Here is a 26,880-nt window from a genome sequence, read left to right as displayed (position 1 = left end):
AAATATGAAGAGATGTAAAGCTCAATATCTCTTGCACGGGAGTTCGCCTTGAACTGGATTACCAGCTTTGTCCGGCCGAAATTCGGCTCCATGCTTGGCCGCCGGGAGGTGCCGGAAAACCTCTGGATCAAATGTCCTTCCACCGGAGAGATGGTGTTTCACACCGATCTCGAGGAAAACATGTGGGTCATTCCGGGGTCCGGACACCACATGCGCGTTACAGCGCGACAGCGTCTGGGCTATCTGTTCGATGCGGGCGAATTCGAAGAGTTGCCCGCGCCGCAGGTTCAGCAGGATCCGCTGAAATTCCGCGATTCCAAGAAATACACTGACCGGCTGCGCGACAACCGATCAAAGACTGGTCTGGAAGATTCCATCGTCGCAGGCATTGGCTCGGTCAAGGGACTGAAGCTCGTCGCCTGCGCGCATGATTTCAACTTCATCGGCGGTTCGCTCGGCGTGGCTGCAGGCGAGGCGATCGTCCAGGCCTTCGAAATGGCGATAAAGAACGAATGTCCGTTGGTGATGTTTCCCGCTTCCGGGGGCGCGCGGATGCAGGAAGGCATTCTCTCCCTGATGCAATTGCCCAAGACTACGGTCGCGGTGGAAATGCTGAAAGAGGCTGGTCTGCCCTATATCGTCGTGCTGACCAACCCGACGACCGGCGGCGTGACGGCGTCCTACGCGATGCTCGGCGACATCCATATCGCCGAACCGGGCGCGGAGATCGGCTTTGCCGGCAAGCGCGTCATCGAGCAGACCGTCCATGAGAAGCTACCCGAAGGCTTCCAGACATCGGAATATCTGATGGAACACGGCATGGTCGACATGGTGGTGACCCGCCACGAATTGCCGGACACGCTAGCAAGCCTGCTCAGGATGCTGATGGGCCTGCCCGCGCTTGAAGAACCTGTCGGTCCTGAGGCAGTCGTCGAGGAGCCGGAAGCCGAAGCGCCGCCGACTGAAACAGCGGCGTCGTCCGCTGTTGACGAGGAAATCGAGACGTCCGACGCCGCCGGATCGGAGCCAGGTGACAAAGACAAGAGCGACTGAAGCGATCGAACGACTGATGACCCTTCATCCGAAGGGTTTCGATCTTACGCTCGAACGCATACGTAAACTGTTGAGCCGCCTCGGCGATCCCCAGGACCGTCTGCCGCCCGTCATTCATGTGGCCGGCACCAACGGCAAGGGGTCGGCCACGGCCTTTTGCCGGTCCATCCTGGAGGCGGCCGGCCTTGGCGTGCATGTCCACACCTCGCCGCATCTGGTGAACTGGCATGAGCGCTATCGCATTGCGTCGAAATCGAGGCCGGGTCAGCTTGTCGACGACGATCTCTTCGCCGACGCCATCGAACGCGTGGCCAAGGCCAATGGCGGCCAGCCAATCACGGTTTTCGAAATCCTGACCGCTGTCATGTTCCTGCTGTTCAGCGAACAGCCGGCTGATGTCGCAATCATTGAAGTCGGTCTCGGAGGGCGTTTCGACGCGACCAATATCCTCAGCGATCCCGCGGTCAGCCTCATCATGCCGATCGCGCTCGACCATCAGGCCTTTCTCGGCGATCGGGTGGAGCTGATAGCAGCGGAGAAGGCCGGAATCATCAAGCCGGGACGTCCGGTTGTGGTCGGCTTTCAGTCCGAGGACGCAGCGCGCGAAACGATCGTTTCAGCCGCCAACAGGCTTGGAAGCCCGTTGAGCGTCTACGGACAGGATTTCCAGGCCTATGAAGAACATGGACGCCTCGTCTATCAGGACGAGACCGGCCTGCTCGACCTTCATCTGCCGGCGCTGAACGGCCGCCACCAGATCGCCAATGCGGCCGCCGCCATCCGCACGATCAGGGCGGCGGGGTTCGCCTGCGCGCCCGAAGCGATCGAACAAGGCCTGCACACTGTCAGCTGGCCGGGTCGCATGCAGCGCCTGGCGTCCGGCCGGATCGTCGACGCAGCGCTGCCCGGAGCTGAAATCTGGGTCGACGGCGGCCATAATCCGGGCGCGGCCGTGGTCGTGTCCGAAACCCTGGCTGAACTTGAGGAGCGTTTTTCGCGTCCGCTGTTTCTCATAGCCGGCATGATCAATACAAAGGATCCATTCGGTTATTTCCGCGTCTTCGAGGATATGGCGCGCCACGTCTACGCCATACCTGTCAGCGGCTCGGAAGCCGGCATCGATCCGGTCGCGCTGGCCGACGACGCGGCGCGGGCGGGCCTGACTGCCCAGCCGGCCATCGACGTCTACCAGGCGCTCGATCTGATGGCCGAAGACTGGAAAAAGCTCGACGTCCCGCCGCGCATCCTGATCTGCGGCTCACTCTACCTGGTCGGCGAGATCCTCGCCGAAAACGGAACTCCGCCGCAGTAGCCGCGATGATCGGAACAAAGACAGAACTTACGGTGTAATTTTGGGCTGGATGTGCTATGCTTGCACCTTTCGCAACAGGGATTCAGTGTCGGCCCAAGCGTTCAGAAACGGTGACGAACGCCGATTCCCGAAACAAAGCCAGACCGTCCTGAAAGATGGAAAACTGAAAATCCCGAAACAAAGCCAGATTGGATGAACGCCCTGTCCTGTCGCGTCCAGCCAGCTGGACGGAGGCAGGTTTTCCGGGCTTCAGAGGGTGGGTACAGATTGCAAATCACCGATTCCCGAAACGAAGCCAGATCTCCAGCGAGCGAAAAAGCGGAATTACCGAAACAAAGCCAAATGAGAAGGAATGGCGTGCGTGCGCGCTGTAATCACAAAGAAGAATATGTAATAATAACAAAGGCTTGACGCCTTTGCGTCTTTCCTTCCCGCCCTCATCCCGGCCCCCGAGCCGGGATCCATCCGGTCTCTCGGAAAAATCAGCCTTTGCGACCCAAAGCCAGCCTCCACAGGGCAAAGAAAAACCCGCAAGGCCGCACGGCTTTGCGGGCTGAATGTCTAAAAAGTGAGTCCGCTCAGACGGCGCCGCTGATCCAGCTGGAAAGCGCCGATTTCGGCAGAGCGCCCACCTTCATGTCGGCGACTTCGCCGGCCTTGAACATGGTCAGCGTCGGAATCGAACGCACGCCGTAGCGGGCGGCGAGCTCCGGATTTTCGTCGATGTTAAGCTTTGCGACCTTGATCTTGCCTTCCATCTCCGCAGAGATTTCCTCCAGGCTGGGGGCGATCATCTTGCACGGTCCGCACCATTCGGCCCAGAAGTCGACAACCACCGGCTCGGCGGAATTGAGGACTTCCTTCTCGAAATTTGCATTATCGACCTTCACAGTGGCCATGAATTTGCTCCTTCGAATTGAAATCGGGCCCGCAAAGAATCGGACCCTGTCGTTGGGCCTAATATCAGACACGGCCGGCAGAATTTCAAGGCGGACGCGCTCACATTGTCGACAGCGCTGAAAGCGTCTCGTCGAGGCGCCGGTTGTCGCAGACGATCAGGCGTGGAGCTTCCGTGTAGAGAAGCGCCGCGCGCACCGTCAGGTCCGGGTAGATCGGCTGCAGCAGCGCGCGGTAGAGCGCAAGCTGTGTCAGGTACACCTGGGCGACTTCGCTTTCGTCGGCCGGGACGTTGCGGTCGGTCTTGTAGTCGACAATCAACACCTCGCCCTCCGAGACGGCCAGCCGGTCGAGCCGCGCCGAGACTGCCCGTTGCTCGCCGGCGATCTCCAGCGTGCCCATCATCGAAACCTCGGCGCGGCTTGCGGGGGAGAACACCGGAGCGAACCGGGGATTCTCCAGGATCGCAAGAATGTTGTCGGCGAGGGCTTCGCGGTCCTGCGAGCTCCAGTCGGGAAGCGCCCGCTCAAGATAGCGGGCGGCCAGACGCCGCCGCTCGGCAGTCGCCTGTTCGGGCAGAAGCTGCAGCAGCCTGTGAACGATCCGGCCGCGCTCCAGCGGCCGCTCGTCGCCCCGCTCGTTGTCGAAGGGCGACGTCATGACCGGCGCGTCGGACGGTTCGGCCTCGACCGCAAGGCCCGTCGATGACGGGGTCAAAGGACGCGGCAAGCGCTTCGGCTTCGGAAGCGGTCGGCCAAGCGCGTCGGGAAGCGGCGGATGGTCGCTTTCGGGCGCAGCCGCGCCCGACTGCAGCTGAAAGCCCTCGGCGTCGTGCAGCGTGTAGCGCAGCCCTTCCCATTGCGCGCCACCGGCGCTGAAAGTCTCGGGCGATGCGGAGGCCCTTTCCGAGAGGGCGTCTTTCACGATCGCGTGCCAGTGACGCCAGGAGGGGACCTTGATCCCGTGATAGCCGCAGACGATCAGCCGGTCGGCGGCGCGCGTCATTCCGACGTAGAGAAGCCGCCGGTATTCGTCGTCCATGGCCGAAAGCCAGTCCGATTTCACGGCGTCGCCGACGCTGTTGGCATAGCTTTTGCCGGGAATCCAGAGCGGCGCGGACACCGGCAATCCGGTTGCGGCCTCTATCGGCAGCGTCTGCAGACGCGGCGCATGGCGTTCGTCGGCTGGCTTTCCTCCGGAATCCACCAGGAAGACCACCGGCGCCTCGAGCCCCTTGGAGGCATGCACCGTCATGATGCGGATTTCGTCGCGCCCCTGCTCCAGTTCGCGCTTGATGACGGGAGAGGCGTTTTCCAGCGACGCGATCAGGGCCTGCAGACCCGGAAGGTCGCCGGATTCATGATCGAGGCAGAACGAAAGAAACTCGTCCAGAATGTCGCTGGCTTCCGTGCCGAGCCGTGCGAGGAAGCGCTGTCTGCCGCCGTCGGGTCCAAGCAGGCGCGCGTAGAATTCAAAGGGAGAGGCGGCGTCGGCGATCGCAAGCAGTCCGGTCAACCGGGAATGCGCTCCCCGCCAGACGTCGCCTTCTGTTTCCGCAAGCGTTGCGAGATGATCGAACAGGCTCGCCTGTTCCGGCCGTCCGGCCGCCAGGCGAAACAGCATGTCCTCGTCAAAACCGAACAGCGGGCTCTTGAGAACGGCGGCCAGCGAAAGATCGTCTCCGGGCAACAGCATAACCCGACCGAGCGCCATCAGGTCCTGTACGGCGATATGTCCGGTCAGCACCAGCCGGTCCGCGCCGGCGACGGGAATCTGCGCCTTCTTCAATTCGCGCATCAGCGCGTTGACGAAGGCGTCCCGCTTGCGCACCAGCACCAGAATGTCTCCCGCGCTGATCGGGCGCTTCGCGCCGGAGCGCACGATGCATTCCTCCTTGCGAAGCCAGCCGACAATTGTCCCGGCGATCCGGCGCGCGAGTTCCGCCGGCGGCGCGGCTTCCGCGATCGCGTCGAAAGGCGCGCGCCAGTCGTCATGGTCGTCGCTCGCCTGCTTGCCGATCATCTCCCACAGATCGACGACGCCCGGTTCGCCGCCTCTGTGGGAGCTGTGGGCGACCGGCTCGCCTGGCTCGCCGAGCCCGCGCCGGTTCTCTTCCGGCTCGAAAACATCGTCCACCGCCGCAAGCACGCTCGCCGTCGAACGGAAGGAGAGCCGCAGCCTCGGCTGTTCGAAATGCCGGTCTGCGTCGCGGGCCATGAGGCTGAATTCACGCTGCTTGATCCGGAAGAGATCCGGTCGCGCGCCTTGAAAGGAGTAGATCGACTGTTTCTCGTCGCCGACGGCGAACAGGGTGCGAAGCGTTTCGCGCGACGATTGACCGGCGAAGAACTCTGCGGCCAGCCGGCTGATCACCGCCCATTGCTCAGGGCTCGTGTCCTGCGCTTCGTCGACGAGAATATGGTCGATCCCGCGATCGAGCTTGTAGTGCACCCATGGGCCTGCGCCGTCACGCGCCAGCAACGCGCCGGTTCGGGCGACAAGGTCGTCGAAATCCAGTTTGCCGTCGCGGCGCTTCAGCGCTTCGTAGCCGGTGTCGAGACGGCGAGCGAGCACCAGCGCGTCGCAGGTCAGAAGCACCATGCGCAATCTCTGCAGCCGGTCGCGCGCCGCGATGAATTGATCCTGGGCCTTTGTTATCCGGTCTTCCAGATCGGGAATGGCCTCCTGAATCGATTTTGTCGCCAGGGAGGCGAGTTTGCGGGGCTTGCCCTCCGACGTCAGGAACAGCATGGCAAGCGCTGAATAGCGATCCTGTGGATCGTCCAACGCCGCGGCTTGCATCAGTCCGTCCGCAAATTCGCGCGCCCGCTTGGCTTTCTGACTGCGCGCGATTTCCGCAAAATCGGCGAGCGCTGGTCCCTGAAATCCGGCGAGCGGCCAGACGGAGCTCAATATGGAGGCCTCCGTGTCGTCCGGATCGAGCCCCGTGATCCTGCGTAACAATTTTTCTTCGCCGCCCTGGCGTTCCGCCGCAAGCCGGAATTCGGTGATCGCCGCACGTTCGCCGACGATCTCCTCGAACAGCCGTTCCATGCCCCATTGACCGGTTGCGGCCAGCACGTTTCTGAACGCATCGACCAGCCGTGCATTCGCGTCCTGCGCCACCTCTGTCAGCAAGGTTTCGCGGGCCTCGTCAAGCAGGCGTCGCGCGTCGGCTTCGTCGAGAACCTCGAAGTGACCGGCCACATTGGCTTCCAGCGGAAACTGGTGCAACACCGCCTCGCAGAAGGCGTGAATAGTCTGGATTTTCAGGCCGCCCGGCGTTTCCAGCGCGCGCGCGAAGAGCTGGCGGGCAAAGGCGAGGCGCAGGGCGTTCGGCCGTCGCCCCTCGATATCCGCGAGCCTCGCCGAAAGCGCGGCGTCGTCCAGCCGTGTCCATTCCGCCAACCGTTCAAATACCCTGTTCGACATCTCCGATGCGGCCGCCTTCGTATAGGTCAGGCAGAGAATGGCGGATGGCCGGCAACCGTCCAGCAGCAGCCGGATGACCCGTTGCGCCAGCACATGCGTCTTGCCCGAGCCGGCGTTCGCCGACACCCATGCGGACCGGGCCGGATTGGACGCTTTTTCCTGCTGCGCCTGCGTCCAGGTGATGTCGAAGGAATCGCTCATCAATCGCCGTCCCCGTTCGGGCTGTCTTCCAGGACGGACCATTCCTGAACGCGGGCGAGATGGTCGTATTCGTGGCCATATTGAGCGGTCGCGTCGGGGATGATCTGCGAGGCGAAGCCGAGTTCGCCGCGCGCCAGCGCGTTGATCAGGTCGGTGAAACGGGTAAGCGCTTCCGTCGCAAGATCCGTCGCCGACTTCGCGTCCGGATATCCGCGGATCGACCCGTCCACATACTCCGCCTTGAAATTGTCGTCAGGACGAAGCCGCACATAGATCAGGTGCTCCGGATCAAGAGGATCGACGCCGGTAAAGGCGCCGGCCATGAGGGCCGCTCCCTCCAGCGGCAATTGCGGGTCGAGCAGGGTCCAGGCCACTTTACGGCTCGGCGAACTGCCGGTCTTGAAATCAATGATCTCGACAGCACCGTCATCTGCGATGTCGATCCGGTCGGCGATCCCCGTCAAAAGCACGCCGCATTGGTCTATGTCGTAGGCCGCGCGAATTTCGGTATGGCGTGTCGCGATCATGGCGGCGCGGCCGCGTTCCCATTTGATCAGCGGTCCGGCGATCCGTTCGAACTCCGTCTGCCAGATGATCCTGATATGCGCGGGCAGGCCGGCTTCCTCGAAAGCCTGTCGCCAGATGTCGCGCAAACGGTCTTCGGCGTCGTCCTGCCCGGCCACGGCGGCGAATTGCTCGGCGATGCCGTGATACAAGGTGCCGCGCTCTGCGGGTCCCGGCTCCAGGCCGAGCTCTTCCGGCGGGTCGAGCCGCAATACGCGCCTGGCGTAGATCGCATAGGGGTCGCGCCGCAATTTCTGAACTTCGCTGAAGGAGTAGCGCTTCGGCTGAAGCTCCGCCGGCGGTTTCGGGACTGGCCGTGCGGCGAGCGGCATGTCGCTGGCAAGATCGAGGTCGCTGGCCCATTGCACGAAACGAGCGCCGCGCGCGCGCATGGCCGTCGCCGCGTCGTCGCCGACGATCGCGAGAAGCCGCTGCAGCCAGCGGGAAGGCACCGTTGGCGCGTTTGCAGACCGCGCAGAGCGCGAGAGGATGACATGGGGCGCGCCGAGATTCATCTGGAAGTCATGGGCGGCAAGCCCGGTCCGCCTTTCCGGCGGTTCAAGACCGATCTCCGTCATCATGCTGCGCGAGAGGAAAGGATCTGTCGAGGTCTGTCCTGGCCAGGTACCCTCGTTGAGGCCTGCCATGACCAACGTGTCGACTGGCTGCAGACGCGCCTCGAGAGAACCCCAAATGAAAACATGCGGATGGCTCCCAGCGCGCGGTTTGACCATCTCGCCGGCCAGCAGCGCCGGCGTCATACCCATCCATTCGAAGGCGCTGCAAGCAAGGCCCGAGCGATCCTCCAGCATTTCCGCAAGCAAGCCGTACAATTGCTCTCCGGCCTCTCCCGACCACAAGTCCGAAAGGTCGCCGCGATCGTCCGACGCTACCGCCTCCAGCGCCTCTATCGTCCTGCCGATCCATTCGGCGACCGGCAGCGCAGCCTTCACGCCTGTCAGGGGCGCAAGAGCGGCTTCCACGGTTTCGGCGAAAGTTCGGCAGCGCTGAATATCGACGTCAGTCAGCCGTCGCCACCAGAAGGGCGCATGACGCGCCTCCGCCTGGCGTTCCGCAAGGCGGAGGTCGAACGCCGCGACGATCGAGGCGGTTTCGACCGGAAACCTGGCGTCGCGAAGCACGATCCGCTCGAAGAGGCGGGCGTTTTGGCGCGCTTCGGTCGCTGTGCCGCCAAAGCGGGAAAGCGGATGTTTCATCAACGACAGAAGCGCCACCGGATCCTGCGGTCGGCAGCAGGCGGCGAGTATGAGCCGGCATATCGCGCCCGGCGGAGTGAGGGCAAGCGACTGTCCGCCGGAATCGTCGGCGTCGATCCCGAAGCGCCTGAGTTCGGCGGATACCCGGCGCGCCAGTTTGCGGTCCGGCGTCACCAGCGCCACATTGCGCGGCTGGCTTGCTGCTTCCGGCTCGGCCGAAAGCCGCATGGCTGTTGCAATCGCCAGGGCCTCTTCGCGTTCGTTCGCCGCTTCGATCAGGTCAATGCGCCTGCAGGCTCCCGTGATTTCTGACGGTGTCAGATCGCTTTCAATCCAGGTTTGCGTGGCTTCCGCAGGCAACAGCGCAGTCGATACGATCCGGTTGCGCACGGCCATATCCGCATCCGGTTCGGCGAGGCTCGCCACGTCGTCACGATTGGCCTTGAGTTTTGCGAGCAGGGCGAACAGGCCATATTGCGGGTGAGCGCAGATCGCCGGGTCGAAAAATTCGTCCCGAGGCGCGCCGCCGACCAACGGCCATGTCGCTTCGCCGATGTTAAAATCGAGACCCGGCAGCACCACGGCGCCACGCTCCAGACCGGCCACGGTTCGCATCAGTTCGGCCGTCGCAGGGATTGATCCCGTTGACCCGGCGATGATAACCGGTCCGTCGGGGGGAGCGCTCTTCAGGCGTTCGGCCTCAGCGCGCAAGACGACATTGCGATGCGCCGCCGCGCTCGATCTGTCCAGTTCGACCAGCCTTTGCGGCCAGAAGACCGAGGCGATCTTGAGGAATTCCAGCGACAATTGCCACCAGCGCGCATGATCCTCGCTGCTGATATCGGAGAGCGCCGACCAGGGCCGTTCCTCGGTTTCCATGGAATCGAGCATGTCGGCAAGGCTTCTGGCAAGCCACACTGCGTCCGCGGGGTTTGCCGGCGCGAGCAACGGGTGATCGCCATGCACGTCGGCGACGGCTTTCGGCAGCTGGCGTTTCCAGGCGAGAATCAGATTGGCGAGTTCGAGCAGCCTTTCGGTCTGGCCGACGGGCGGCGCAAGGTCTTCCTGCGCAATCGTCTCGTCGAAAAAGCCTGCGTCCTCGTCATAGTCTCCGAGCGGCCGGATGACCGGCAATATTGCGCTTGGCGCCGGCAGCAGATCGACGAACTCGGATCGCAGCGCGCGCGCCGCCCTGCGTGTCGGAACATAGATCACGGCGGAAGCCAACGACAAGGGGTCGTCGGCGCTATGGCGAAATCCTTGGACTAGCGTTCCGTCGCACAGACGCGCCGCCAGCACCTTGAGAAATGGCGCGCCGGGCGGGATCGTGAACAGATTGTTCCGCGTCATGGGTTTGCGCCAAACCGGGCCATCGCCGCTTCGGCTTCGCCGATCGCTTCGGGCGTGCCGATGGTCAGGATATGGCCGCTCATGGCGAAGCCGAACAGGCGGCCGGAGGCGATCGCCTTGTCGAAGCACCAGTTGAGAGAAAAGGGCTCGTTTGGCGCGCCATCGAATATGCGCGGATGGATGATCGCCGCGCCCGGATAGACCACCGGATCGGCGGAGACGCGATCGTGACGGAGCAACCTGCCGTCTGCTTTGACCAGGAAATCGCCCTTTCCGTCGTATCCCGTGCATTGGTCCAGACGTGCCGTCATCAGCAGCATGTCCATCCGGTCCGCGTCCCAGGCGTCGGCCATCGCCTGCAGGCTGGAGACGTCGCCGCCCGGGGCTTCCAGCCAGAACGTGTCGGCGTTGACGATCGCGAATGGACCGGCGCCAAGCAGAGGCAAGGCCTTGACGATGCCGCCGCCAGAATCGAGCAGCTTCCCGGTTTCGTCGGAAATCTCGATCTCGATCCGGTCGACTGTCTGCAGGTGCTCGTGCAACTGAGCGCCGCGATAATGGACGTTCACCACTGCCCGCGTGACGCCGGCCGCCACGAGATTGTCGATAGCGTGGTCGATCAGGGTCCGTCCCGCGACCGCGACCAGCGGTTTCGGGAGCGTGTCGGTGATCGGTCGCATGCGGGTTCCAAGACCTGCTGCCAGGATCATGGCTGTTTTGGGCATGATGCGTTCCCCGGCGGATGGTCCGCTATGATTCGTCTGGGCCGATTCCAGCCCGATAATAGTGTTCATGCAAGGAAATTAGCGCCGGGTGTCGCAGAGCCTTGGCTAGATAGGCGCGGATGCGCGGCATATGCGCGATATATCCGGGTTTGTCGTCACGCTCCTTCAGTCGAACGAAGAGGCCGAGGATTTTGGTCGCCCGCTGCGCCTGAGTAATGGCGAGCGCCTCCAGAAAGCTCTCTTGGTCGAAACTCTCGTCATTGTTGCGCGCATCAAGATAGCGCGCCACCAGCCGCCTGGCGAGCTCAGCATCGACCGTCACCCGCGCATCGTGAACGAGCGATGCGACATCGTAGGCGGCCGGACCGGCCAGTGCGTCCTGGAAATCGACAATACCGATCTGGTCGGTTCCCTCTCCGGAAGCATTCCAAATCAGGTTGGGGGAGTGGAAATCCCGCAGGACCAGGCTTTGTACGGCGCCCTGAAGCCTGGCGATGACGGCGCGCCAGTCGGCGATATAGCGTTTCCGTTCTTCCGCCGTAACCGTCTCGCCCGCGAAATGGGGCAGATACCAGTCGAGATAGAGCTCGACCTCTATCATCATGGCGTCGGCGTCATAGGGTGGTATCGCGTAGTCTGGCCCGCCGGGAACCGCGATGGTGGGCGGGATCGTCGTTCGGTGCAGCTTGAGCAGACAGTCGATCGCCGTCGACAGCCGTTCCTCGATCGGTCGGCCATGCGCGTCGAGCACCCCGGTCCGCCCAAGATCGCTGACAAGCAGAATTCCGTCATCCAGCGAACAGGCGATGATCTCCGGAACCCGAAAGCCGGAAGCGCGCAGGAATTCCGCGATCGCGACGAAAGGCGTAACCGTCAGGGCGGTATGAGCAATGGCCGTGTACGGCTTGCCGTCGCGCACCACTGGACCGGCGGGCTTTTCCGGCGAATCCATCAGGAACAGCTCCTCGCCGTTGTCGCCGCGTATCAGTTCGAACCGCCGGGTCGAGGCGTCGCCCTGGAAGTATCGTCTTTGGGCTCCTGGTCGATATGTTTCCAGAAAGGCCCTGATCTGAAGCGTTCGCGCGATACGGTCCATGGGTTCTGCCTGGCCAGAGATCGTGACGGATCGTCCGACGCCGGATTCCGCGAACGCGATCAGGATTGTCTCGTCAGGCAGTTCCCCTTCCGCCCTTTCGGGCCACTCGATCAGGGCGACGCCGGTGGCGAGCGCGTCGTCAAGGCCAAGTTCATCGATCTCCTGTGGGTCCGAGATCCGGTAGAGGTCGATGTGGGCGACCGGCAGGCGCAATTCATAGGTCTGGACGAGCGTGAAGGTGGGGCTCGGCGCTTCCAGTTCGTCGTCATCCGCGATCGCCCGGATGAGGGCGCGCGCCAAAGTCGATTTGCCCGCGCCGAGATCGCCGGAAAGAGCGACGCAATCGCCGGCCGCGACGGCCAGGGCGAGGTCCTGACCGAGTTGCACGGTCGCGGCTTCGTTCTCCAGCTGCAGGGTTTCGGTTCGGGTTGTCATTGATTGGCGATAGTCGATATCGGTCCGGTTTGGCAAGGACGCCTATTCCGCGGCGTCCGCCTGGATCTCGGCATTCGCCGGCATGCGGCAGATCACGGTCGTGCCCTTGCCCTGCGAGGTTCTTACGTCGACCATGCCATTGTGCAACCTTACGAAGCTGTCGACAATGGACAGACCAAGGCCTGCGCCGCTGCGCCGGCCGTTGGGCGCATGCGACTCAAAGCGTTTGAAGATCGTCTGCAACACGTCGTCCGGAATGCCGGCGCCGGTGTCTGATACGGCAAAAACGATATCCTCGCCCTCACGCGCGCAGGAAAGGTCGATTTCGCTGCCGGCGGGCGCATGATTGGCGGCGTTGCCGAGCAGCTTGAGCAGGATCTGCTTGAGGCGCTGTTCGTCGGCGACGATGCGGCCAATGGTGTTCGGCGCATTGATGCGCAGGGAAATATCGTCTTCCTTGAGCCGGTTTGCGAACAGTTCACCGACTTCTTCCGCAAGCTGGATGACATCGACGCTCGTCATGCTCAGTTCCATGATGCCGGCGTCCACGGTAGCAAGGTCGAGAATGTCGTTGACGATGGTCAGGAGCAGCGACGACGAGGTGGAGATATGTTCGACATACTCGGTCTGCCGCTGGTTGAGTTCGCCGACCTGAGGGGTCTTCAAAAGATCGGTGAAACCGATAATGTTGGTGAGCGGAGAGCGGAGTTCATACGAGACGTGCTGCACGAAATCGTTTTTGAGCGCATCGGCCTTGCGCAACGCGTCGTTTTTCTCCGTCAGCGCCTTTTCGACCATCGCATTGTCGGTGACGTTGAGGAAGGCGAGCATGATCTGCGCGTCCGGTAGCGGGACGACCGCATAGTCGAGAATGAGTCCACTGTTCAGCGTCAGGCGCCCCTGGTGGGTTCGGCGCTCTTCGTCATATCCGGTTATGGCCGAAGTAAAGAAGGGCCAGCCGTCCGGGCCGTCGTGAGAGGGTTTGCAGAGCCCGGCGATTTCCCGGACATGCACTCCTGCCGCCGCCGATTTTTCCGGAATTGTCCAGAGAGCGCGGAAGGCCGGATTGGAGAGGCGCAGACGACCATCTGCGCCGAATACAGCCACCCCTTCGGCAAGGTGGTCAATGGTTTCGCCCTGTACTTTCACCAGTGTGTTGTAACGGGATTCCAGGTCGTATTTTTCGGTCAGGTTCTCGAAAACCCAGGTCACGCCGCCGCCTGGATGAATGTTGGCGAAGACGTTCAGCGTCTGTCCGTCCGCGAGATGCCACAGGCGCGGCTCCGGATCGACGGATCGGTAGACAGAAAGCGTTTCTTCCTTCCAGTCACGCCAGGAAGGCTGCTCCGGCAGGCGGCCGTCAGTGCGCAGCTTTTCGAGAAGCTCCGAATTGGTCGGGCGGTTCTTCAGGAACGGCGTGTCGAGCCCCCAGAGATCCTGGAAGGCCTGGTTGTAGAACTGCAGGCATTGATGACTGTCGAACATGGCGACCGGGGTTGTCAGGAGGTTCAGCGTTTCCGCGTGACTGTCGACAGTTCGTCTCAGTTCGTCGCGAACCGCTTCGGTCTCGGTGATGTCGGCGGCGTAGCCGGCCGAGCCGGATGCGGTTCTCGCTTCGGTGATGTCGAAGAACGTGCGGTTGCCGTGGACCACTGTCGACACTTTTCCCACGAAAGGCCGCTCAGACGTCGTATGTGACGCGATCTTGTGGCGCGCCTGCGTCCCGAGCAACTCGATTTCCTTTTCGATCGCCTCGCGGCAATCCGACGCTTCAACAGCCGCCGCGTAGGCCTGGTTGACCCAGACCATGCGGTCGTCGCCGTCGCGTAACCAAATGGGCGTCTCGAGATTGTCCATGAGAGCTTGCAGCGATTCCGAGCGCGCGATCAGCCGGCTGCATTCGGATTCCATCGCCGCCAACTCCGCCTGTAGATCGGCCAGGAGGCAGAAGCGGATAAAGGCGCGACCGCCGAGCGTTCGCCCCTGAACTTCCAGCATTTCGCCATCACGGGTTTCGACGGAGCATTCGAAGACCTTGGCCCGACTGCGCAGCTTGTCCACCGCCTCGTCCATCTCTGCGGCGGATTTGGGCTCCAGCCATTTGCCGAAGGCGAGCAGGTCGCTGTCGGAGCGCAGGGCGCTCAGGTGTGAAGCAAGGCTGCCGAGAACATGCGGCGGCAAATCGCCGTCCCAGATGACGTAGCAGCGATCATTCTCTGCAATCAACGCTTCATAGCGCGATATGTCGGCCTGGGCCTGGGCCAGGCCGATTCGAAGTTCATCTGCCTGCTGCGCGGTGCGCGCGCGTTCCCGGATCATCCATATTGCTGATATCATTGCAGCGGACACTGCGCCGATGACAAGCGAGAGATAAATAAGGTCAAAAGAGCTGGAAAAAGGTCCCATTCCGCCGTCGGTCTCGGCGGCCTCAAGCCCGCGCAAGTCCTGCGCGAGGGATCGTCCCGTCGCAGCCGTGATGACAACACAGCCCAAAAACGTCAGGAGCGAGGTTCCAAAGCGGATCCCCGAAAACCCCGTTGTGAATCTACCGCCGGCGCCGATCCGACTGGACTCAGCCCTTGAAGACACATTCGTGCCCGGCATGTCTTGTACCTCTTTGCCGCATTCTGCCAAGACAGCCCTGCAACGCGGCCCGTCTTGTCCTCGTCGGGTCCGCGAATCATTGTGGATTCAGAATAACTTATTGGCGAATCAGCGTGAAGCCGCAGGGTGAAAAAAAGAAAGCGCACCCTCTGTCAAGGGCGCGCCTACCATATCTTGTGGGAAGAATCTGAAAAATCAGTATCTGTAGTGTTCCGGCTTGAATGGGCCGGTTGTCTCGACGCCGATATAGCTGGCCTGCTCGTCGGAGAGTTCGCTCAGCCGCGCGCCCAGCTTGTCGAGGTGCAGCTTCGCCACCTTCTCGTCCAGATGCTTCGGAAGCACGTAAACTTCATTGTCGTACTGGTCGCCTCGCGCATAAAGCTCGATCTGCGCGAGAACCTGGTTGGTGAATGACGCAGACATCACGAAGGACGGATGGCCGGTTGCATTGCCGAGGTTCAGAAGCCGTCCTTCCGACAACAGGATCAACCGGCTGGCGTCCGGAAACTCGATCATGTCGACCTGCGGCTTTACGTTTGTCCATTTGTAATTGCGCAGGGCTTCGACCTGGATCTCGTTGTCGAAGTGGCCGATGTTGCCGACGATCGCCATGTCCTTCATCTCGCGCATATGCTCGATCCGGATAACGTCCTTGTTGCCCGTCGTGGTCACGAAAATGTCGGCCGTGGAGACCACATCCTCGAGCTGAACAACCTCGAAGCCGTCCATCGCCGCCTGAAGCGCGCAGATCGGATCGATTTCGGTCACCTTCACGCGGGCGCCTGCTCCGCGCAGCGAAGCCGCCGAACCCTTGCCGACGTCGCCGTAACCGCAGACGACCGCCACCTTTCCGGCCATCATGACATCCGTCCCGCGACGGATTCCGTCGACCAGCGATTCACGGCAGCCATACTTGTTGTCGAATTTCGACTTCGTAACCGAGTCGTTTACGTTGATCGCCGGAAACGGCAACAGCCCCCGCTTCTGGAGTTGGTACAAACGGTTTACGCCGGTCGTTGTTTCTTCGGTCACGCCGCGGATCGCGTCGCGCTGCCTGGTGAAGAAACCCGGAGAGGCCGCAAGCCGCTTCTTGATCTGCGCGAACAGGACTTCCTCTTCCTCGCTGCCCGGAGAAGAAAGCAAGTCCTCGCCAGCCTCAGCGCGCGCGCCGAGCAGGATATACATCGTTGCGTCGCCGCCATCGTCGAGGATCATGTTCGACGGTTCGCCGTCCGGCCACTGGAAGATCTGGTCCGTATAGGTCCAGTATTCCTCCAGCGTCTCGCCCTTGACTGCAAACACCGGCGTGCCTGTCGCCGCAATCGCGGCAGCCGCATGGTCCTGTGTAGAGAAGATGTTGCAGGACGCCCAGCGCACATCCGCGCCAAGCGCATTCAATGTTTCAATCAGAACCGCTGTCTGGATCGTCATGTGCAGCGAACCGGTGATCCGCGCGCCCTTCAGAGGCTTGGCCTCTCCGAACTCTTCCCGGCACGCCATCAGTCCGGGCATCTCGGTTTCCGCTATCTCGATCTCCTTGCGACCGAAATCGGAAAGGCCGATATCCAATACGACGTAGTCTTTTTCATTGCTCATGATTGTCTCCAGCGCGGATGCGGGCTGCAACCCGTTTGTTTGTCTTTGTCTGGCCGCCGTTTAACAGGCTATGCGACAAAGGGCAACAGCATATAAAGAAGTCTTTATGTGATTGGACGAAGTTTGATCGCGCCGCGATCAGTTGTCCTCGCCGAACCGGCTGGCCACCAGATCGTTGAGAGCGTCGAGCGCCTTTTCGGCGTCCGGCCCTTCGGCAGCAACGGTTATACAGCAACCCGGACTGGCGGCGAGCATCATCAATCCCATAATGGATGTGCCGTTGACGCTGACGCCATCCTTGGAAACAGTGATGTCGGCGTCAAAGGATTCCGCCAATTGCACGAATTTGGCCGAGGCGCGCGCATGCAGCCCGCGCTTGTTGATGATATCGAAGCGACGGCTCGGGATGGCTTGGACCGGGTTCATGTCTACTTACCACTGAGAACCCGGCTGGCGACGTTGATATATTTGCGTCCGGCTTCCTGCGCATCGGCGAGGGCGGCTTCCATGTCATTTTCCGTCCGCGCGCTCGCGAGCTTGATCAGCATCGGAAGATTGACGCCGGCGATCACCTCGATTCGGCCATTGTCCATCACGGAAATCGACAGGTTGGACGGCGTTCCTCCAAACATGTCCGTCAGAATGATGACGCCGTGGCCGTCCTCGGCAGCCGCAACTGCCTCAATTATGTCGATCCGGCGCTGATCCATGTCGTCTTCGGGCCCGATAGACACCGTTTCAAGATTTTTTTGCGGCCCGACCACGTGCTCGAGCGCATTGCGAAATTCCTGCGCAAGCTTGCCATGGGTCACAAGCACCAGTCCGATCATATGCTTAATGCTCCCGTAGTCATATCCCACCCGCTGCGTCGGTCAGCACATGAAACCGGGCCAGGCGTTTCGTTGGAAATGCCTGCTGCTTTACGTAATTGGTCAAACACGAATCCCCTGATGTCTCTCCCGATTCCGGCACAGCCCTGAAATACCGGCGAAATGCGACGCGGAGGCCGTGAGCAGATCCAGGTGATCCGCCCTGGCCTGCACTTTTGCCCTGTCGTCCATTGAGCAAACCGATAGACCGGTCCGCTTTCCAGAGCAACATAGTGCACACTGTTCATCTCAAAGACCAGTAAAACTTTTTGCATGGCGCAGTAGCCGGAAGAGGCTCTATTAGCGGCCGAAAACGAGTTTCGCATAGCCTGTGTAGGAAAAGATTGTAGCGGAGGCCGATCCGAGCGTCAGGGCTGCGACCGGCGGCAATGTAGGAACAAAAACAAGAAGGCAGGAATAGACCAGATAATTGAGCAAGCTGCTCGCAATGCCAACGCCGCTGTAACGCATTCCCTCGACGGCGGCGTGACGATGGCTTTTTTCGAACGTGAAGCGGCGGTTTAGCAACCAGGTGACTTGCAAGGTGATCGCAATGGCAATGAGCCGGCCGGTAAACGGATCAATTTCCGTCCAGCGCAACAGCGCCATGAGGATCCCGGCGTCCGTCACGTATCCGACCCCGCCGACGACGAGAAATTTCAAGAGACGGCTGTTCATCCGGTCAGTGGAATCCCCGAGTGGAAGGCGCGAAACCTGAACGGTCGGCTTGAATGATCCCTGCAACCCCTGGCATGCAATCCTCCGGTCGGGCTGGCAGACGGTGCAACATGGTTTTGACCCGGTGACGGGCGGGCCGGCGTTCCGGTCCGCAATCAGCTGATGCCTTTGATTTCGGTCTGAATATGGTCGCCTCCATATTCGAATGTGACATATATGTAAAGCCACGGACCGTTGTCGCAATCACGAGCGATGCCGATATACTCCAGCAATGACAGATCCTTCCGCATGGAGCCGGAAACAGAGTTGATGTATGTTTTGCCGCAAGCAAAAAGAATAGCAGGAGCTCATGGTGGGTGTTTATTCATGGATGCGACGGGCGGCGCGGTGGGTCGCAATGGTCTCTATCGGCGTCATCGCCGCCGGAGACCTTTCGCTCGCCGCTGACCAGACGCCAGCCAAAAATCTCTTTGGCGCTGCCGATCTGCCGGCCAGCCTAGATGCGCAGGCTTACGGTTTCTATTCCAAGGGCTGTCTAGCCGGCGGCGTGGCGCTTCCGGTGGACGGACCACGCTGGCAGGCCATGCGCCTGTCCCGTAACCGGCGATGGGGACATCCCCAATTGATCGACACGATCCAGCAATTGTCGGAAGACGCTGCGCGCCACGATGGGTGGCCGGGTCTCCTGGTAGGCGATATGTCGCAGCCCCGGGGCGGACCGATGCTGACGGGACACGCCTCGCACCAGGTCGGGCTCGATGCGGATATCTGGCTGACCCCAATGCCCGACCGGCGCCTGTCCGGACCGGACAGGGAAACGATCAGCGCAATCTCCGTTCTCAAGCCGAGCAGCGTCGAGATCGATCCCCAGGTTTGGACGAATGCGCACGCCGGCCTGATCATGCGAGCCGCAAGTTATCCGCAGGTCCAGCGTGTTCTCGTCCATCCGGCGATCAAGAAGCAGCTATGCGAGACCTGGAGAGACGATCGCAAGAATCTGAACAAGGTGAGGCCTTACTACGGACACCACTATCACATGCATGTGCGGATACGCTGCCCGGACGATTCAAAGGCCTGCAGAGCTCAGAATGCGGTGCCTACCGATGACGGATGCGGCGAGCCGCTCGACTGGTGGTTCAATGTCGCGTTGAAGCCCAAGAAGCCCAAGAAGCCAGCGAAGCCGTCGACAACGCCCGCAAAGCCGCGCCACATCATGATGTCGGACCTGCCTTCCGTGTGCCGCGCCGTGCTGGCGGCGTCCGCTGCGGCGGCGACACGCAAAACTGACGCAGGCGCGAGCGCTTTCGCGCGGGTTGAAGCTGTTGCGACGCCTTATTCCATGCCCGCCCTCATACCGCTTCCCAAACCCCGCCCGGCTGTGCAATAAGGCGGCGACAAACGCCGGCAAACCGGCGCGGGCGTTGGAAGCAACGACGGCCATTTTGCGGTTTGTGGTTTGACGGTCGGTTTTGACATCTGAGCGTGAGCGCGCGGCAAGCGGGATCAAATGTCAAATCCGCCATACCCAGTCCTTTGATGTTTGCGGGGATCGCATCTTTCAATTGCTGACAACCTTGCCTATAGGGGACCAGTCCCGATCGGTTATGTACAATAACCGGCGACGGGGCGCCGGTGTGAGCACACCGGGTGGATTATCGAGAGTAGAATGCACTATGACCGAAAAACATGACCAGGACGCCGCGGTCAGTTTTCCGATCCTTATCGGCGATATTGGTGGAACCAATGCGCGTTTCGCCATTCTTGTCGATGCAAATGCGAGCCCTCGGGAGTTTCCGGTCTTCGCGACAGCCGATTTCGACACGATTGACGAAGCGATCCAGACCGTTGTTCTTGACAGGACATCGGTTCAACCGCGATCGGCGATCTTTGCAATCGCAGCCCCGGTCGATGGCGACGAGATCAAGTTGACCAATTGCAATTGGGTCGTTCGACCCTATGCGATGATTGAAGGGCTTGGCTTCGAGGAAGTCATCGTGCTGAATGATTTTGAAGCCCAGGCGCTGGCGGCCGCGTCGCTCGAGCCGGAATATCTGCACGCGATCGGTGAGGCGAAGGCTGAGAAATACGCGACACGAGTGGTAGTCGGCCCGGGGACGGGACTTGGCGTAGCAGGCCTTGTCCACTCGCATCACATGTGGATTCCAGTTCCCGGGGAGGGCGGACATGTCGATCTCGGGCCGCGTTCGCCTCGCGATTTTGAGATATTTCCGTATCTGGAAGCGATTGAAGAACGTATCTCCGCTGAACAGCTCCTGTGCGGCGACGGCTTACTGAATATTTACAGAGCCATTTGCAAATCCGATGGGCTTGATCCGGTTTGCGAAAAACCGTCCGATGTCACCGCAGCCGGGCTTGACGGCGAGGACGCGGCGGCTTTCGAAGCCCTTACGCTGTTCGCCGCCTATCTCGGTCGTGTCGCCGGCGACCTTGCTCTGATCTTTATGGCTCGAGGTGGCGTCTTTATCGCCGGCGGTATCGCGCAGAAGATCATTCCTGTTTTGATGCGGCCCGATTTCCGAAACGCCTTCGAAGACAAAGCTCCGCATTCCACACTCATGAAATCCATTCCCACCTGCGTTATCACTCATCCGCTGGCTGCGCTTACAGGGCTTTCCGCCTATGCGCGCGCTCCTGGCCGGTTTGGCGTGACAACGGATGGTCGGCGTTGGAAGAAGCAGATGTTGCACGCATGAACCAGTTCAGACCAACACCCGGAATGAGGCCTCCAATGGCGCGGGGCAGAGGCCCTCATTCGCGAGAAAAACCCCTGGAAAGGGAAACAATCTGGCCGCTCCTGAAGCGCATATTCTCGGAGAATTTCCGCGACTATGTCGGCACCTATATATTTGCCATCGCCTGCCTCATGCTGGTTGCGGCGACGACTGCGTTTACCGCCTGGATCACCAAGGACATTGTCGACGAGGCTTTTGCGAAACAGCGCGGGGAAGTGGTCTGGTGGATTAGCGGCGCCGTTTTCCTTACCTTTGTCGTGCGCGGACTTGCAGGCTATGGCCAGGCAGTCGCCCTCGCAAAGGTCGGCAACAATATTGTGGCGCGCTATCAGCGTCGTCTTTTCACCCATCTCATGAAGATGAGCGTCGGCTATCTGAGCGAGGTGCGTTCCGCGCAGCTCGCCGCGAGGGTGTCGCAGAACGCCGGCGGCATTCGATCCGTTCTGAACATGACCATCACATCGCTTGCGCGCGATCTTCTCACCGTAATCGGTCTAGTCGCAGTGATGATCTATCGTGATCCGGTTCTGTTCGCCGGCGTCGTGCTGGTGGCGCCGCCGCTTGTGCTGGCTCTGCGTTATATTGCAACCCGCTTGCGGGTCATAGCGCGGGAGGCGGTTCTCGTGAACAGCCGCGTGCTTGGCACGATGCAGGAATCCCTGCAGGGAATTGCGGTTGTAAAGGCCTTCACGATGGAGAAGGAACTCGGCAAGAATGTCGACGTTCTCATTCGCGACTCCGAAGCCCGGTCCAACCGTATCGCAAGGCTAACCGAACGCACCGGGCCGCTGACGGAAACGCTGGCCGGCCTCGCCATCGCCGGCGTGCTTGCCTATGCGGCGATCCGCACGATCTATGGCGGCGTGCTGCCGGGCGACTTCTTTTCTTTCGTCACGGCGTTGCTGTTCGCCTATGAACCCGCAAAACGGCTTGCGCGGCTGCAGATCACCATGGAAGGCGCGATGGTCAACGCGCGCATGATCTACGAAATCCTCGATGAAGAGCCGGACCAGCCCGATCTGTCCGGAGATGAGGTGCTTGAGATTCAAGACGCCGAGATCCGTTTCGAGGATGTTTCCTTTAGCTACGGCGAGGCGAGCCCGGTGCTCCACAATGTCAGTTTCGTCGCTGAAGGCGGCAAGATGACCGCGCTGGTCGGTCCGTCGGGCGCGGGTAAGTCGACGATCATGAGCCTGCTGCCCCGTTTCTACGACGCGGACGGCGGGCGTATTTTGATCGACGGGCAGGACGTGTCCAAAATCACCAAGGATTCATTGCGTCACGCGATCGCCTATGTGTCGCAGCAACCTTACCTGTTCGAAGGCACGATCCGCGACAATATCCGTTATGGACGGCCGGAAGCCACGAATGAGGAGATCGAACAGGCCGCGCGGCTTGCTTACGCGCATGATTTCATCCTCGAGCAGCCACACGGGTACGACACGCCGGTGGGTGAAGCCGGCATGAGCCTGTCCGGCGGTCAGCGCCAGCGCATATCCATCGCGCGGGCTCTGATTCGCAATGCGCCAATCCTGCTTCTGGACGAGGCGACGTCGGCGCTCGACACCGAATCGGAGGTTCTCGTCCAGAAGGCGCTTGAACAGGCGATGAGCGGCCGCACTGTTCTCGTCATCGCGCACAGGCTGTCGACCGTCGCCCATGCCGACAAGATCGTCGTCCTTCTTGAAGGCAAAGTGGTCGAACAGGGCGACCATCGGTCTCTGACGGCCATGAAGGATGGCCTTTACGCGCGATTCCTCAAGATGCAGGATGTTGGCAAACGGCATGAGGAGAAAGAACTGCAGTTGCTGGATGGCGCTGAACCTTCGAAAGAGGACCCGGCTCAATGAGTGACATGAAGCTCGCTGTCGCGGGCGCCGCCGGCCGGATGGGACAGGCGCTCATCCGTGCGATCGCCTCGATGGACGGCGTCGTCGTCTCTGCGGCGATCGAGCGAAGCGGATCGGATATCCTCGGAAGAGACGCCGGGGTTCATGCGCAGCTCGGAGAGATCGGCGTCGCCTTCACCGATGATGTTGAGGCGGCGGTGGCCGTGTCAGATGGGTTGGTGGATTTCACTACGCCGGAAGCCAGCGTGGCGAACGCAGGCCTCGCCGCCCAATACAGATTGGTTCACGTCATCGGGACGACCGGTTGCGCCGCCGCGCATGAGGAGAAAATCCGCAAAGCCGCGGAAAAAGCGATTATCGTCAAGTCGGGCAATATGAGCCTTGGCGTCAATCTTCTGTCCGTGCTTGTACGCCAGGCCGCCAGGGCCCTGGATCCGGAGGACTGGGACATCGAAATTGTCGAGATGCATCACCGCCATAAGGTGGATGCGCCGTCGGGAACGGCGCTGCTTCTCGGAGAGGCCGCGGCGGAAGGGCGTGACATTGACCTCGACGAAGCATCGATCCGGGTGCGCGACGGACATACCGGACCGCGTCCCGCCGGTTCGATTGGCTTTGCGACGCTGCGCGGCGGTTCCATTGTCGGTGAACACACGGTGATGCTCGCAGGGGAAGGCGAATTGGTGGAACTTTCGCACAAGGCGACGGACCGATCGATCTTTGCCCGCGGCGCGGTCAAGGCGGCGCTGTGGGCGCGCAACCGCGAGCCGGGAATCTATTCCATGATTGATGTCCTGGGCTTATCCGAAAACTGATCGAAAGGTTATTTCCATGTCCGGCACCCTTGTGCTCGTCCGCCACGGCCAGAGCGAATGGAATCTCAAGAATCTGTTTACAGGCTGGAAGAATCCCGACCTTACCGAGAAGGGTGTCACGGAGGCGGAAGAGGGCGCGCGTGCCCTCAAGGAATGTGGCGTTCAGTTCGACATTGCCTTCACGTCTGTCCTCCTGCGCGCTGAGCGCACCTGCCAGATCATTCTCGACCTGATCGATCAGCCGGACCTAGAGACTATTCATGACGAAGCGCTGAACGAACGCGATTATGGCGATCTGGCTGGACTCAACAAGGATGACGCCAGGGAGAGATGGGGAGAGGAACAGGTGCATATCTGGCGCCGCTCCTACGATGTGCCGCCGCCCGGCGGAGAAAGCCTCAAAGACACCGGCGCGCGCGTGTGGCCTTATTACATGACCGAAATTCTGCCGCGCGTCCTGTCCGGACAGAAGCTCCTGGTCGCTGCGCATGGTAACTCGCTGCGCTCGCTGGTGATGGTTCTCGACCGGATGAGCCGGGACGAAATCACCGGACTCAATCTCGCCACGGGCGTGCCGATAGTCTACCGCCTTAATCCGGATTCGACCGTGGCTTCAAAGGAAATTCTGGGCGACATGTCCGCCGCCCACTGACCATTTCGGTCAGCCTAGCGATTGCATTGCCAGAAAGATCAGGGCCGATAGAAGTGTCGCCGCCGGAACTGTAATGATCCAAGCCGCGACGATGCTGATGAAATGCTGGCGGCGGACGAGCTTGCGTCGCGTCGCTTCCGGATTTCCGACCACAGCTGCGCTATCCGCCACGAACATATCCCGTGTGTACGCATAGTCGTTTGATTTCAGGGGTTTGGCGGTTTTGTTGCGATGTTGACCATGACCCTTGCGCGCCATGTAGTCGGCGCGGCGCCTAGAGTTGGCAGTGTACCATTCGCGGAAGAAACCGACGCCAAAGACAGCGCCGACGGCTATATGGGTCGATGACACCGGCAGCCCCAGAGCGGAAGCGATAATGACCGTGATGGCCGCCGACAGCGCAACGCAATAAGCACGCATCGGATTGAGTTTGGTGATCTGCTTTCCGACCATCCGGATGAGTCTCGATCCGAAGACGACCAGACCGAAGGAGATGCCAAGCCCTCCAAGCATCATGACCCAGATCGGAATGCCCACATTGGCCGTCACCGCGCCGAATTCGGCGACATGGACGATGGCCGCCAGTGGACCGATGGCGTTGGCCACATCATTGGCGCCATGGGCGAACGACAGAAGCGCGGCCGAGATGATCAACGGAAGCCGGAAGAGGCGCCGCAAGGACTGATTGCGGTTTGGAAGGCCTGCCGACTTCCGTTGGATGTAGGGTTTTGCCGCGAAATAGCCGAGCGCGCAACCGGCGACGCCGATCAACAATATAACCAGCGGTGAAAGGTGTATGATCTTCTTCACGCCTTTCATGGCGAGATAGGCCGAGAAGGAGCCCGTCATGATGGCGATCAGAATTGGAACCCAGAGTCGGGCGGCGGCAATCTTGTCCTGGCGATAGACGACAAACGTCTTGATAAACGCAAGGAAAGCTGCGGCGATGACCCCTCCCAATAGTGGAGAAATCACCCAGCTTGCCGCTATGCCGCCGATTATTGGCCACTCGACGGCTCCAAAGCCGGATGTGGCGATCCCGGCGCCCATAACGCCGCCGACAATCGCATGCGTGGTTGACACCGGCGCGCCGAGCCAGGTCGCCAGATTAATCCACAAGGCGGACGACATGAGCGCCGCCATCATTGCAAGAATGAATACATTCGGGTCGGAGACCGTCTGTGGATCGATAATGCCCTTGGAGATGGTGGAAACCACGTCTCCGCCGGCAATTAACGCGCCGGCCGATTCGAAAACGGCCGCAATCAGCAGCGCCGTCGTGATGGACATGGCGCGCGATCCGACGGCCGGCCCGACATTGTTGGCGACGTCGTTGGCGCCGATATTGAGAGCCATATAGGCGCCGATCGCAGTGGCGGCGACGATAAACGCCGCGCGTGGCTCGCCGGTCACGGATATGGCGGCGACCACGCCCGACAGCACTATGAACAGAAATCCCAAACCCGGAAGCACGAAGCCCCGCGACAGGAATCCGGTCGCCTCTTCGAGATGAACGAATTTGTCGAGATCCTTGTCGAGCGTGCTCTTTTTGAGCGCTGGATGTTTGGTGCTTATTGTATGGCCCCCGAGTTTCGGAAACACCTATGCAGATTTGGCCGGTAGCCTCAAATTTTTGTCCGAATTGCAGTCTTTTTTCTGAGGATAAGATTGCGAGGCCCGATGTCCGGCGGGCGCATTATTGGAGGATTCTGAAGTTTTTATGAGCCTGTGGCGGAATATCTAGGACGAATCGTCCTGATCCCCGTGCTCGATCCTGTTGATCAATGCGTCAAGTCTTCCGCTCTCGAACAGTTCGCGCAGATCAGGTTCCTGGATGCGCACAGCGGCTTCGGTTGCGCTTAACCACTCCCTCTGGCGCTCGTTTCGCTCTGGAAAATCCTTTGCGAGTTTTGTCACCAGAACAGGATAGAAAATGACGCGGCACCGAACCGAATGGCTCTCCATTTTTTTGTCATAGCTGTACTGCCCGGCGGGTTCACCATGCAATTTTCCATAAATGCCGGCTTCTTCCCAAGCTTCCGTCATCACTGTCTCTGCAACATCGCCTCCGCTCAGCGGCCAGCCTTTGGGTATGATCCAGCGGCCTGTGTCGCGACTGGTCACAAGCAGATACTCGACGGTCTTCTTCTTTGTGCGATAGGGCAGAGCGGCAAACTGGATGCGCGGAGGCGGAGAGAGCGCCCGGCCAGTCAACAAGTCGAGGATGTTTGAAAATACCATCAGGCTGGATACTGCTCCGCAGAGACCTGTTCCATCCAGTCGACAGCTTTGCCGTCCTGCATTTCCTGTATCGCTATATGGGTCATCGCCGTTGAAGGCGAGGCGCCGTGCCAGTGTTTTTCACCCGGCGCAAACCAGACGACGTCACCCGGCCGTAATTCCTCGATGGGTCCGCCTTCGCGTTGCGCCAGTCCAAACCCGGCTGAAATTACCAGCGTCTGCCCCAACGGATGTGTGTGCCAGGCGGTACGGGCTCCAGGTTCAAACGTCACGCTGGCGCCGGCGACGCGAGCCGGTGAAGGCGCTTCGAACAACGGATCGATCCGAACCCGCCCTGTAAACCACTCTTCAGGACCCGGTCTGGAAGGGCGGGCGCCTGCTTTGCTGATATCCATCAAAATCCCTCGCTTTCAGGTTGTGAACACCTGTTTAATGTACTTATAGCGCTTCCTCGGCGTTCGGTAAGGGTTGAGGAGCAATTGTTCGACCCGTGTTGGCGGCAACGCCTTGTTATGCGCAAAGCGGAATTCCCGCCTGGTC

The 26,880-nt window shown here is 60.8% G+C and carries 20 protein-coding genes; 7 read left to right on the top strand and 13 right to left on the bottom strand.

Going from position 1 to position 26,880, the window contains the following annotated elements:
• Positions 1 to 48 precede the first annotated feature (48 nt).
• Together accD and AAFN47_RS22465 are read left to right on the top strand one after the other, a co-directional pair.
• Positions 49 to 1,053 (top strand): acetyl-CoA carboxylase, carboxyltransferase subunit beta, encoded by a 1,005-nt coding sequence (accD, locus tag AAFN47_RS22470; RefSeq protein WP_499811502.1) that lies wholly within the window; start codon positions 49 to 51, stop codon positions 1,051 to 1,053.
• 16 nt (positions 1,054 to 1,069) lie between these two features.
• A complete protein-coding gene (locus AAFN47_RS22465) occupies positions 1,070 to 2,365 on the top strand; it encodes a bifunctional folylpolyglutamate synthase/dihydrofolate synthase (RefSeq protein WP_499811569.1) in 1,296 nt (431 codons plus the stop codon).
• A gap of 578 nt (positions 2,366 to 2,943) precedes the next feature.
• On the opposite strand, the gene trxA is transcribed toward AAFN47_RS22465, so the two are convergent.
• The 10 genes from trxA to AAFN47_RS22415 form a co-directional block, all read right to left on the bottom strand.
• Complete coding sequence (gene trxA / locus AAFN47_RS22460; protein WP_220228874.1) at positions 2,944 to 3,264, bottom strand: thioredoxin; 321 nt, start codon at positions 3,262 to 3,264, stop codon at positions 2,944 to 2,946.
• A gap of 100 nt (positions 3,265 to 3,364) precedes the next feature.
• A complete protein-coding gene (addA, locus tag AAFN47_RS22455; RefSeq protein WP_499811501.1) occupies positions 3,365 to 6,895 on the bottom strand; it encodes a double-strand break repair helicase AddA in 3,531 nt (1,176 codons plus the stop codon).
• Positions 6,895 to 10,026, bottom strand: a complete 3,132-nt coding sequence (addB, locus tag AAFN47_RS22450) for a double-strand break repair protein AddB (protein WP_499811500.1) — start codon at positions 10,024 to 10,026, stop codon at positions 6,895 to 6,897. Before addB ends, addA begins: the two co-directional genes overlap by 1 nt.
• Positions 10,023 to 10,751, bottom strand: coding sequence for a nucleotidyltransferase family protein (locus AAFN47_RS22445; RefSeq protein ID WP_499811499.1), 729 nt, complete (start codon positions 10,749 to 10,751; stop codon positions 10,023 to 10,025). The genes addB and AAFN47_RS22445 overlap by 4 nt, the downstream gene beginning before the upstream one ends.
• Positions 10,752 to 10,776: 25 nt before the next feature.
• Positions 10,777 to 12,282 carry a tRNA (adenosine(37)-N6)-threonylcarbamoyltransferase complex ATPase subunit type 1 TsaE gene (gene tsaE, locus AAFN47_RS22440; RefSeq protein WP_499811498.1) on the bottom strand — a complete coding sequence of 502 codons (1,506 nt, stop codon included), beginning with the start codon at positions 12,280 to 12,282 and terminating at the stop codon, positions 10,777 to 10,779.
• 42 nt (positions 12,283 to 12,324) lie between these two features.
• Positions 12,325 to 14,886, bottom strand: coding sequence for a sensor histidine kinase (locus AAFN47_RS22435; protein WP_499811497.1), 2,562 nt, complete (start codon positions 14,884 to 14,886; stop codon positions 12,325 to 12,327).
• A 195-nt stretch (positions 14,887 to 15,081) separates the two neighbouring features.
• Positions 15,082 to 16,482 carry an adenosylhomocysteinase gene (gene ahcY / locus AAFN47_RS22430; RefSeq protein WP_499811496.1) on the bottom strand — a complete coding sequence of 467 codons (1,401 nt, stop codon included), beginning with the start codon at positions 16,480 to 16,482 and terminating at the stop codon, positions 15,082 to 15,084.
• A gap of 138 nt (positions 16,483 to 16,620) precedes the next feature.
• A complete protein-coding gene (locus AAFN47_RS22425) occupies positions 16,621 to 16,908 on the bottom strand; it encodes an HPr family phosphocarrier protein (RefSeq protein WP_499811495.1) in 288 nt (95 codons plus the stop codon).
• A gap of 2 nt (positions 16,909 to 16,910) precedes the next feature.
• Positions 16,911 to 17,312 (bottom strand): PTS sugar transporter subunit IIA, encoded by a 402-nt coding sequence (locus AAFN47_RS22420; RefSeq protein ID WP_220228868.1) that lies wholly within the window; start codon positions 17,310 to 17,312, stop codon positions 16,911 to 16,913.
• Positions 17,313 to 17,651: 339 nt separating this feature from the next.
• Positions 17,652 to 18,029 carry a GtrA family protein gene (locus AAFN47_RS22415; RefSeq protein ID WP_220228867.1) on the bottom strand — a complete coding sequence of 126 codons (378 nt, stop codon included), beginning with the start codon at positions 18,027 to 18,029 and terminating at the stop codon, positions 17,652 to 17,654.
• 349 nt (positions 18,030 to 18,378) lie between these two features.
• Between AAFN47_RS22415 and mepA the strand changes: the two genes are divergently transcribed.
• The 5 genes from mepA to AAFN47_RS22390 all read left to right on the top strand — a co-directional run bounded on the left by mepA (position 18,379) and on the right by AAFN47_RS22390 (position 24,099).
• A complete protein-coding gene (gene mepA / locus AAFN47_RS22410) occupies positions 18,379 to 19,416 on the top strand; it encodes a penicillin-insensitive murein endopeptidase (protein WP_499811494.1) in 1,038 nt (345 codons plus the stop codon).
• Positions 19,417 to 19,702: 286 nt separating this feature from the next.
• Positions 19,703 to 20,743, top strand: coding sequence for a glucokinase (locus tag AAFN47_RS22405; RefSeq protein ID WP_499811493.1), 1,041 nt, complete (start codon positions 19,703 to 19,705; stop codon positions 20,741 to 20,743).
• Between the two features lie 35 nt (positions 20,744 to 20,778).
• Positions 20,779 to 22,632 carry an ABC transporter ATP-binding protein gene (locus AAFN47_RS22400; protein ID WP_499811492.1) on the top strand — a complete coding sequence of 618 codons (1,854 nt, stop codon included), beginning with the start codon at positions 20,779 to 20,781 and terminating at the stop codon, positions 22,630 to 22,632.
• On the top strand, positions 22,629 to 23,447 hold the full coding sequence (gene dapB, locus AAFN47_RS22395; protein ID WP_499811491.1) for a 4-hydroxy-tetrahydrodipicolinate reductase: 819 nt from the start codon (positions 22,629 to 22,631) through the stop codon (positions 23,445 to 23,447). The genes AAFN47_RS22400 and dapB overlap by 4 nt, the downstream gene beginning before the upstream one ends.
• Positions 23,448 to 23,463: 16 nt before the next feature.
• The gene (locus tag AAFN47_RS22390; RefSeq protein WP_499811490.1) at positions 23,464 to 24,099 is read left to right on the top strand and encodes a 2,3-bisphosphoglycerate-dependent phosphoglycerate mutase; all 636 of its coding nucleotides are present in this window, start codon (positions 23,464 to 23,466) and stop codon (positions 24,097 to 24,099) included.
• Between the two features lie 9 nt (positions 24,100 to 24,108).
• Here the strand turns inward: AAFN47_RS22390 and AAFN47_RS22385 are convergent, their stop codons facing one another.
• From AAFN47_RS22385 to AAFN47_RS22375, 3 genes are all read right to left on the bottom strand, one after another.
• The gene (locus AAFN47_RS22385; RefSeq protein WP_499811489.1) at positions 24,109 to 25,701 is read right to left on the bottom strand and encodes an inorganic phosphate transporter; all 1,593 of its coding nucleotides are present in this window, start codon (positions 25,699 to 25,701) and stop codon (positions 24,109 to 24,111) included.
• Positions 25,702 to 25,839: 138 nt separating this feature from the next.
• Positions 25,840 to 26,340 (bottom strand): NUDIX hydrolase, encoded by a 501-nt coding sequence (locus tag AAFN47_RS22380; protein WP_499811488.1) that lies wholly within the window; start codon positions 26,338 to 26,340, stop codon positions 25,840 to 25,842.
• Complete coding sequence (locus AAFN47_RS22375; protein WP_499811487.1) at positions 26,340 to 26,735, bottom strand: (R)-mandelonitrile lyase; 396 nt, start codon at positions 26,733 to 26,735, stop codon at positions 26,340 to 26,342. The genes AAFN47_RS22380 and AAFN47_RS22375 overlap by 1 nt, the downstream gene beginning before the upstream one ends.
• Positions 26,736 to 26,880: the final 145 nt, after the last annotated feature.

The organism is Hoeflea sp. CAU 1731, from assembly GCF_039888615.1.
Taxonomy (GTDB): Bacteria; Pseudomonadota; Alphaproteobacteria; order Rhizobiales; family Rhizobiaceae; genus Flavimaribacter.
Note: the sequence above shows the minus strand (reverse complement) of the source record. Positions and strands in the feature narration are given on the sequence as shown.

Coding starts and splice junctions, on each gene's coding strand:
- AAFN47_RS22465 (WP_499811569.1), top strand. CDS start 1,070: ATGACCCTTCATCCGAAGGGTTTCGATCTTACGCTCGAACGCATACGT.
- addA (WP_499811501.1), bottom strand. CDS start 6,895: ATGAGCGATTCCTTCGACATCACCTGGACGCAGGCGCAGCAGGAAAAA.
- AAFN47_RS22425 (WP_499811495.1), bottom strand. CDS start 16,908: ATGAACCCGGTCCAAGCCATCCCGAGCCGTCGCTTCGATATCATCAAC.
- AAFN47_RS22415 (WP_220228867.1), bottom strand. CDS start 18,029: ATGAACAGCCGTCTCTTGAAATTTCTCGTCGTCGGCGGGGTCGGATAC.
- mepA (WP_499811494.1), top strand. CDS start 18,379: ATGGTGGGTGTTTATTCATGGATGCGACGGGCGGCGCGGTGGGTCGCA.
- tsaE (WP_499811498.1), bottom strand. CDS start 12,282: ATGACAACCCGAACCGAAACCCTGCAGCTGGAGAACGAAGCCGCGACC.
- AAFN47_RS22380 (WP_499811488.1), bottom strand. CDS start 26,340: ATGGTATTTTCAAACATCCTCGACTTGTTGACTGGCCGGGCGCTCTCT.
- AAFN47_RS22400 (WP_499811492.1), top strand. CDS start 20,779: ATGGCGCGGGGCAGAGGCCCTCATTCGCGAGAAAAACCCCTGGAAAGG.
- addB (WP_499811500.1), bottom strand. CDS start 10,026: ATGACGCGGAACAATCTGTTCACGATCCCGCCCGGCGCGCCATTTCTC.
- AAFN47_RS22375 (WP_499811487.1), bottom strand. CDS start 26,735: ATGGATATCAGCAAAGCAGGCGCCCGCCCTTCCAGACCGGGTCCTGAA.
- AAFN47_RS22405 (WP_499811493.1), top strand. CDS start 19,703: ATGACCGAAAAACATGACCAGGACGCCGCGGTCAGTTTTCCGATCCTT.
- dapB (WP_499811491.1), top strand. CDS start 22,629: ATGAGTGACATGAAGCTCGCTGTCGCGGGCGCCGCCGGCCGGATGGGA.
- ahcY (WP_499811496.1), bottom strand. CDS start 16,482: ATGAGCAATGAAAAAGACTACGTCGTATTGGATATCGGCCTTTCCGAT.
- AAFN47_RS22435 (WP_499811497.1), bottom strand. CDS start 14,886: ATGCCGGGCACGAATGTGTCTTCAAGGGCTGAGTCCAGTCGGATCGGC.
- AAFN47_RS22390 (WP_499811490.1), top strand. CDS start 23,464: ATGTCCGGCACCCTTGTGCTCGTCCGCCACGGCCAGAGCGAATGGAAT.
- trxA (WP_220228874.1), bottom strand. CDS start 3,264: ATGGCCACTGTGAAGGTCGATAATGCAAATTTCGAGAAGGAAGTCCTC.
- AAFN47_RS22445 (WP_499811499.1), bottom strand. CDS start 10,751: ATGCCCAAAACAGCCATGATCCTGGCAGCAGGTCTTGGAACCCGCATG.
- AAFN47_RS22420 (WP_220228868.1), bottom strand. CDS start 17,312: ATGATCGGACTGGTGCTTGTGACCCATGGCAAGCTTGCGCAGGAATTT.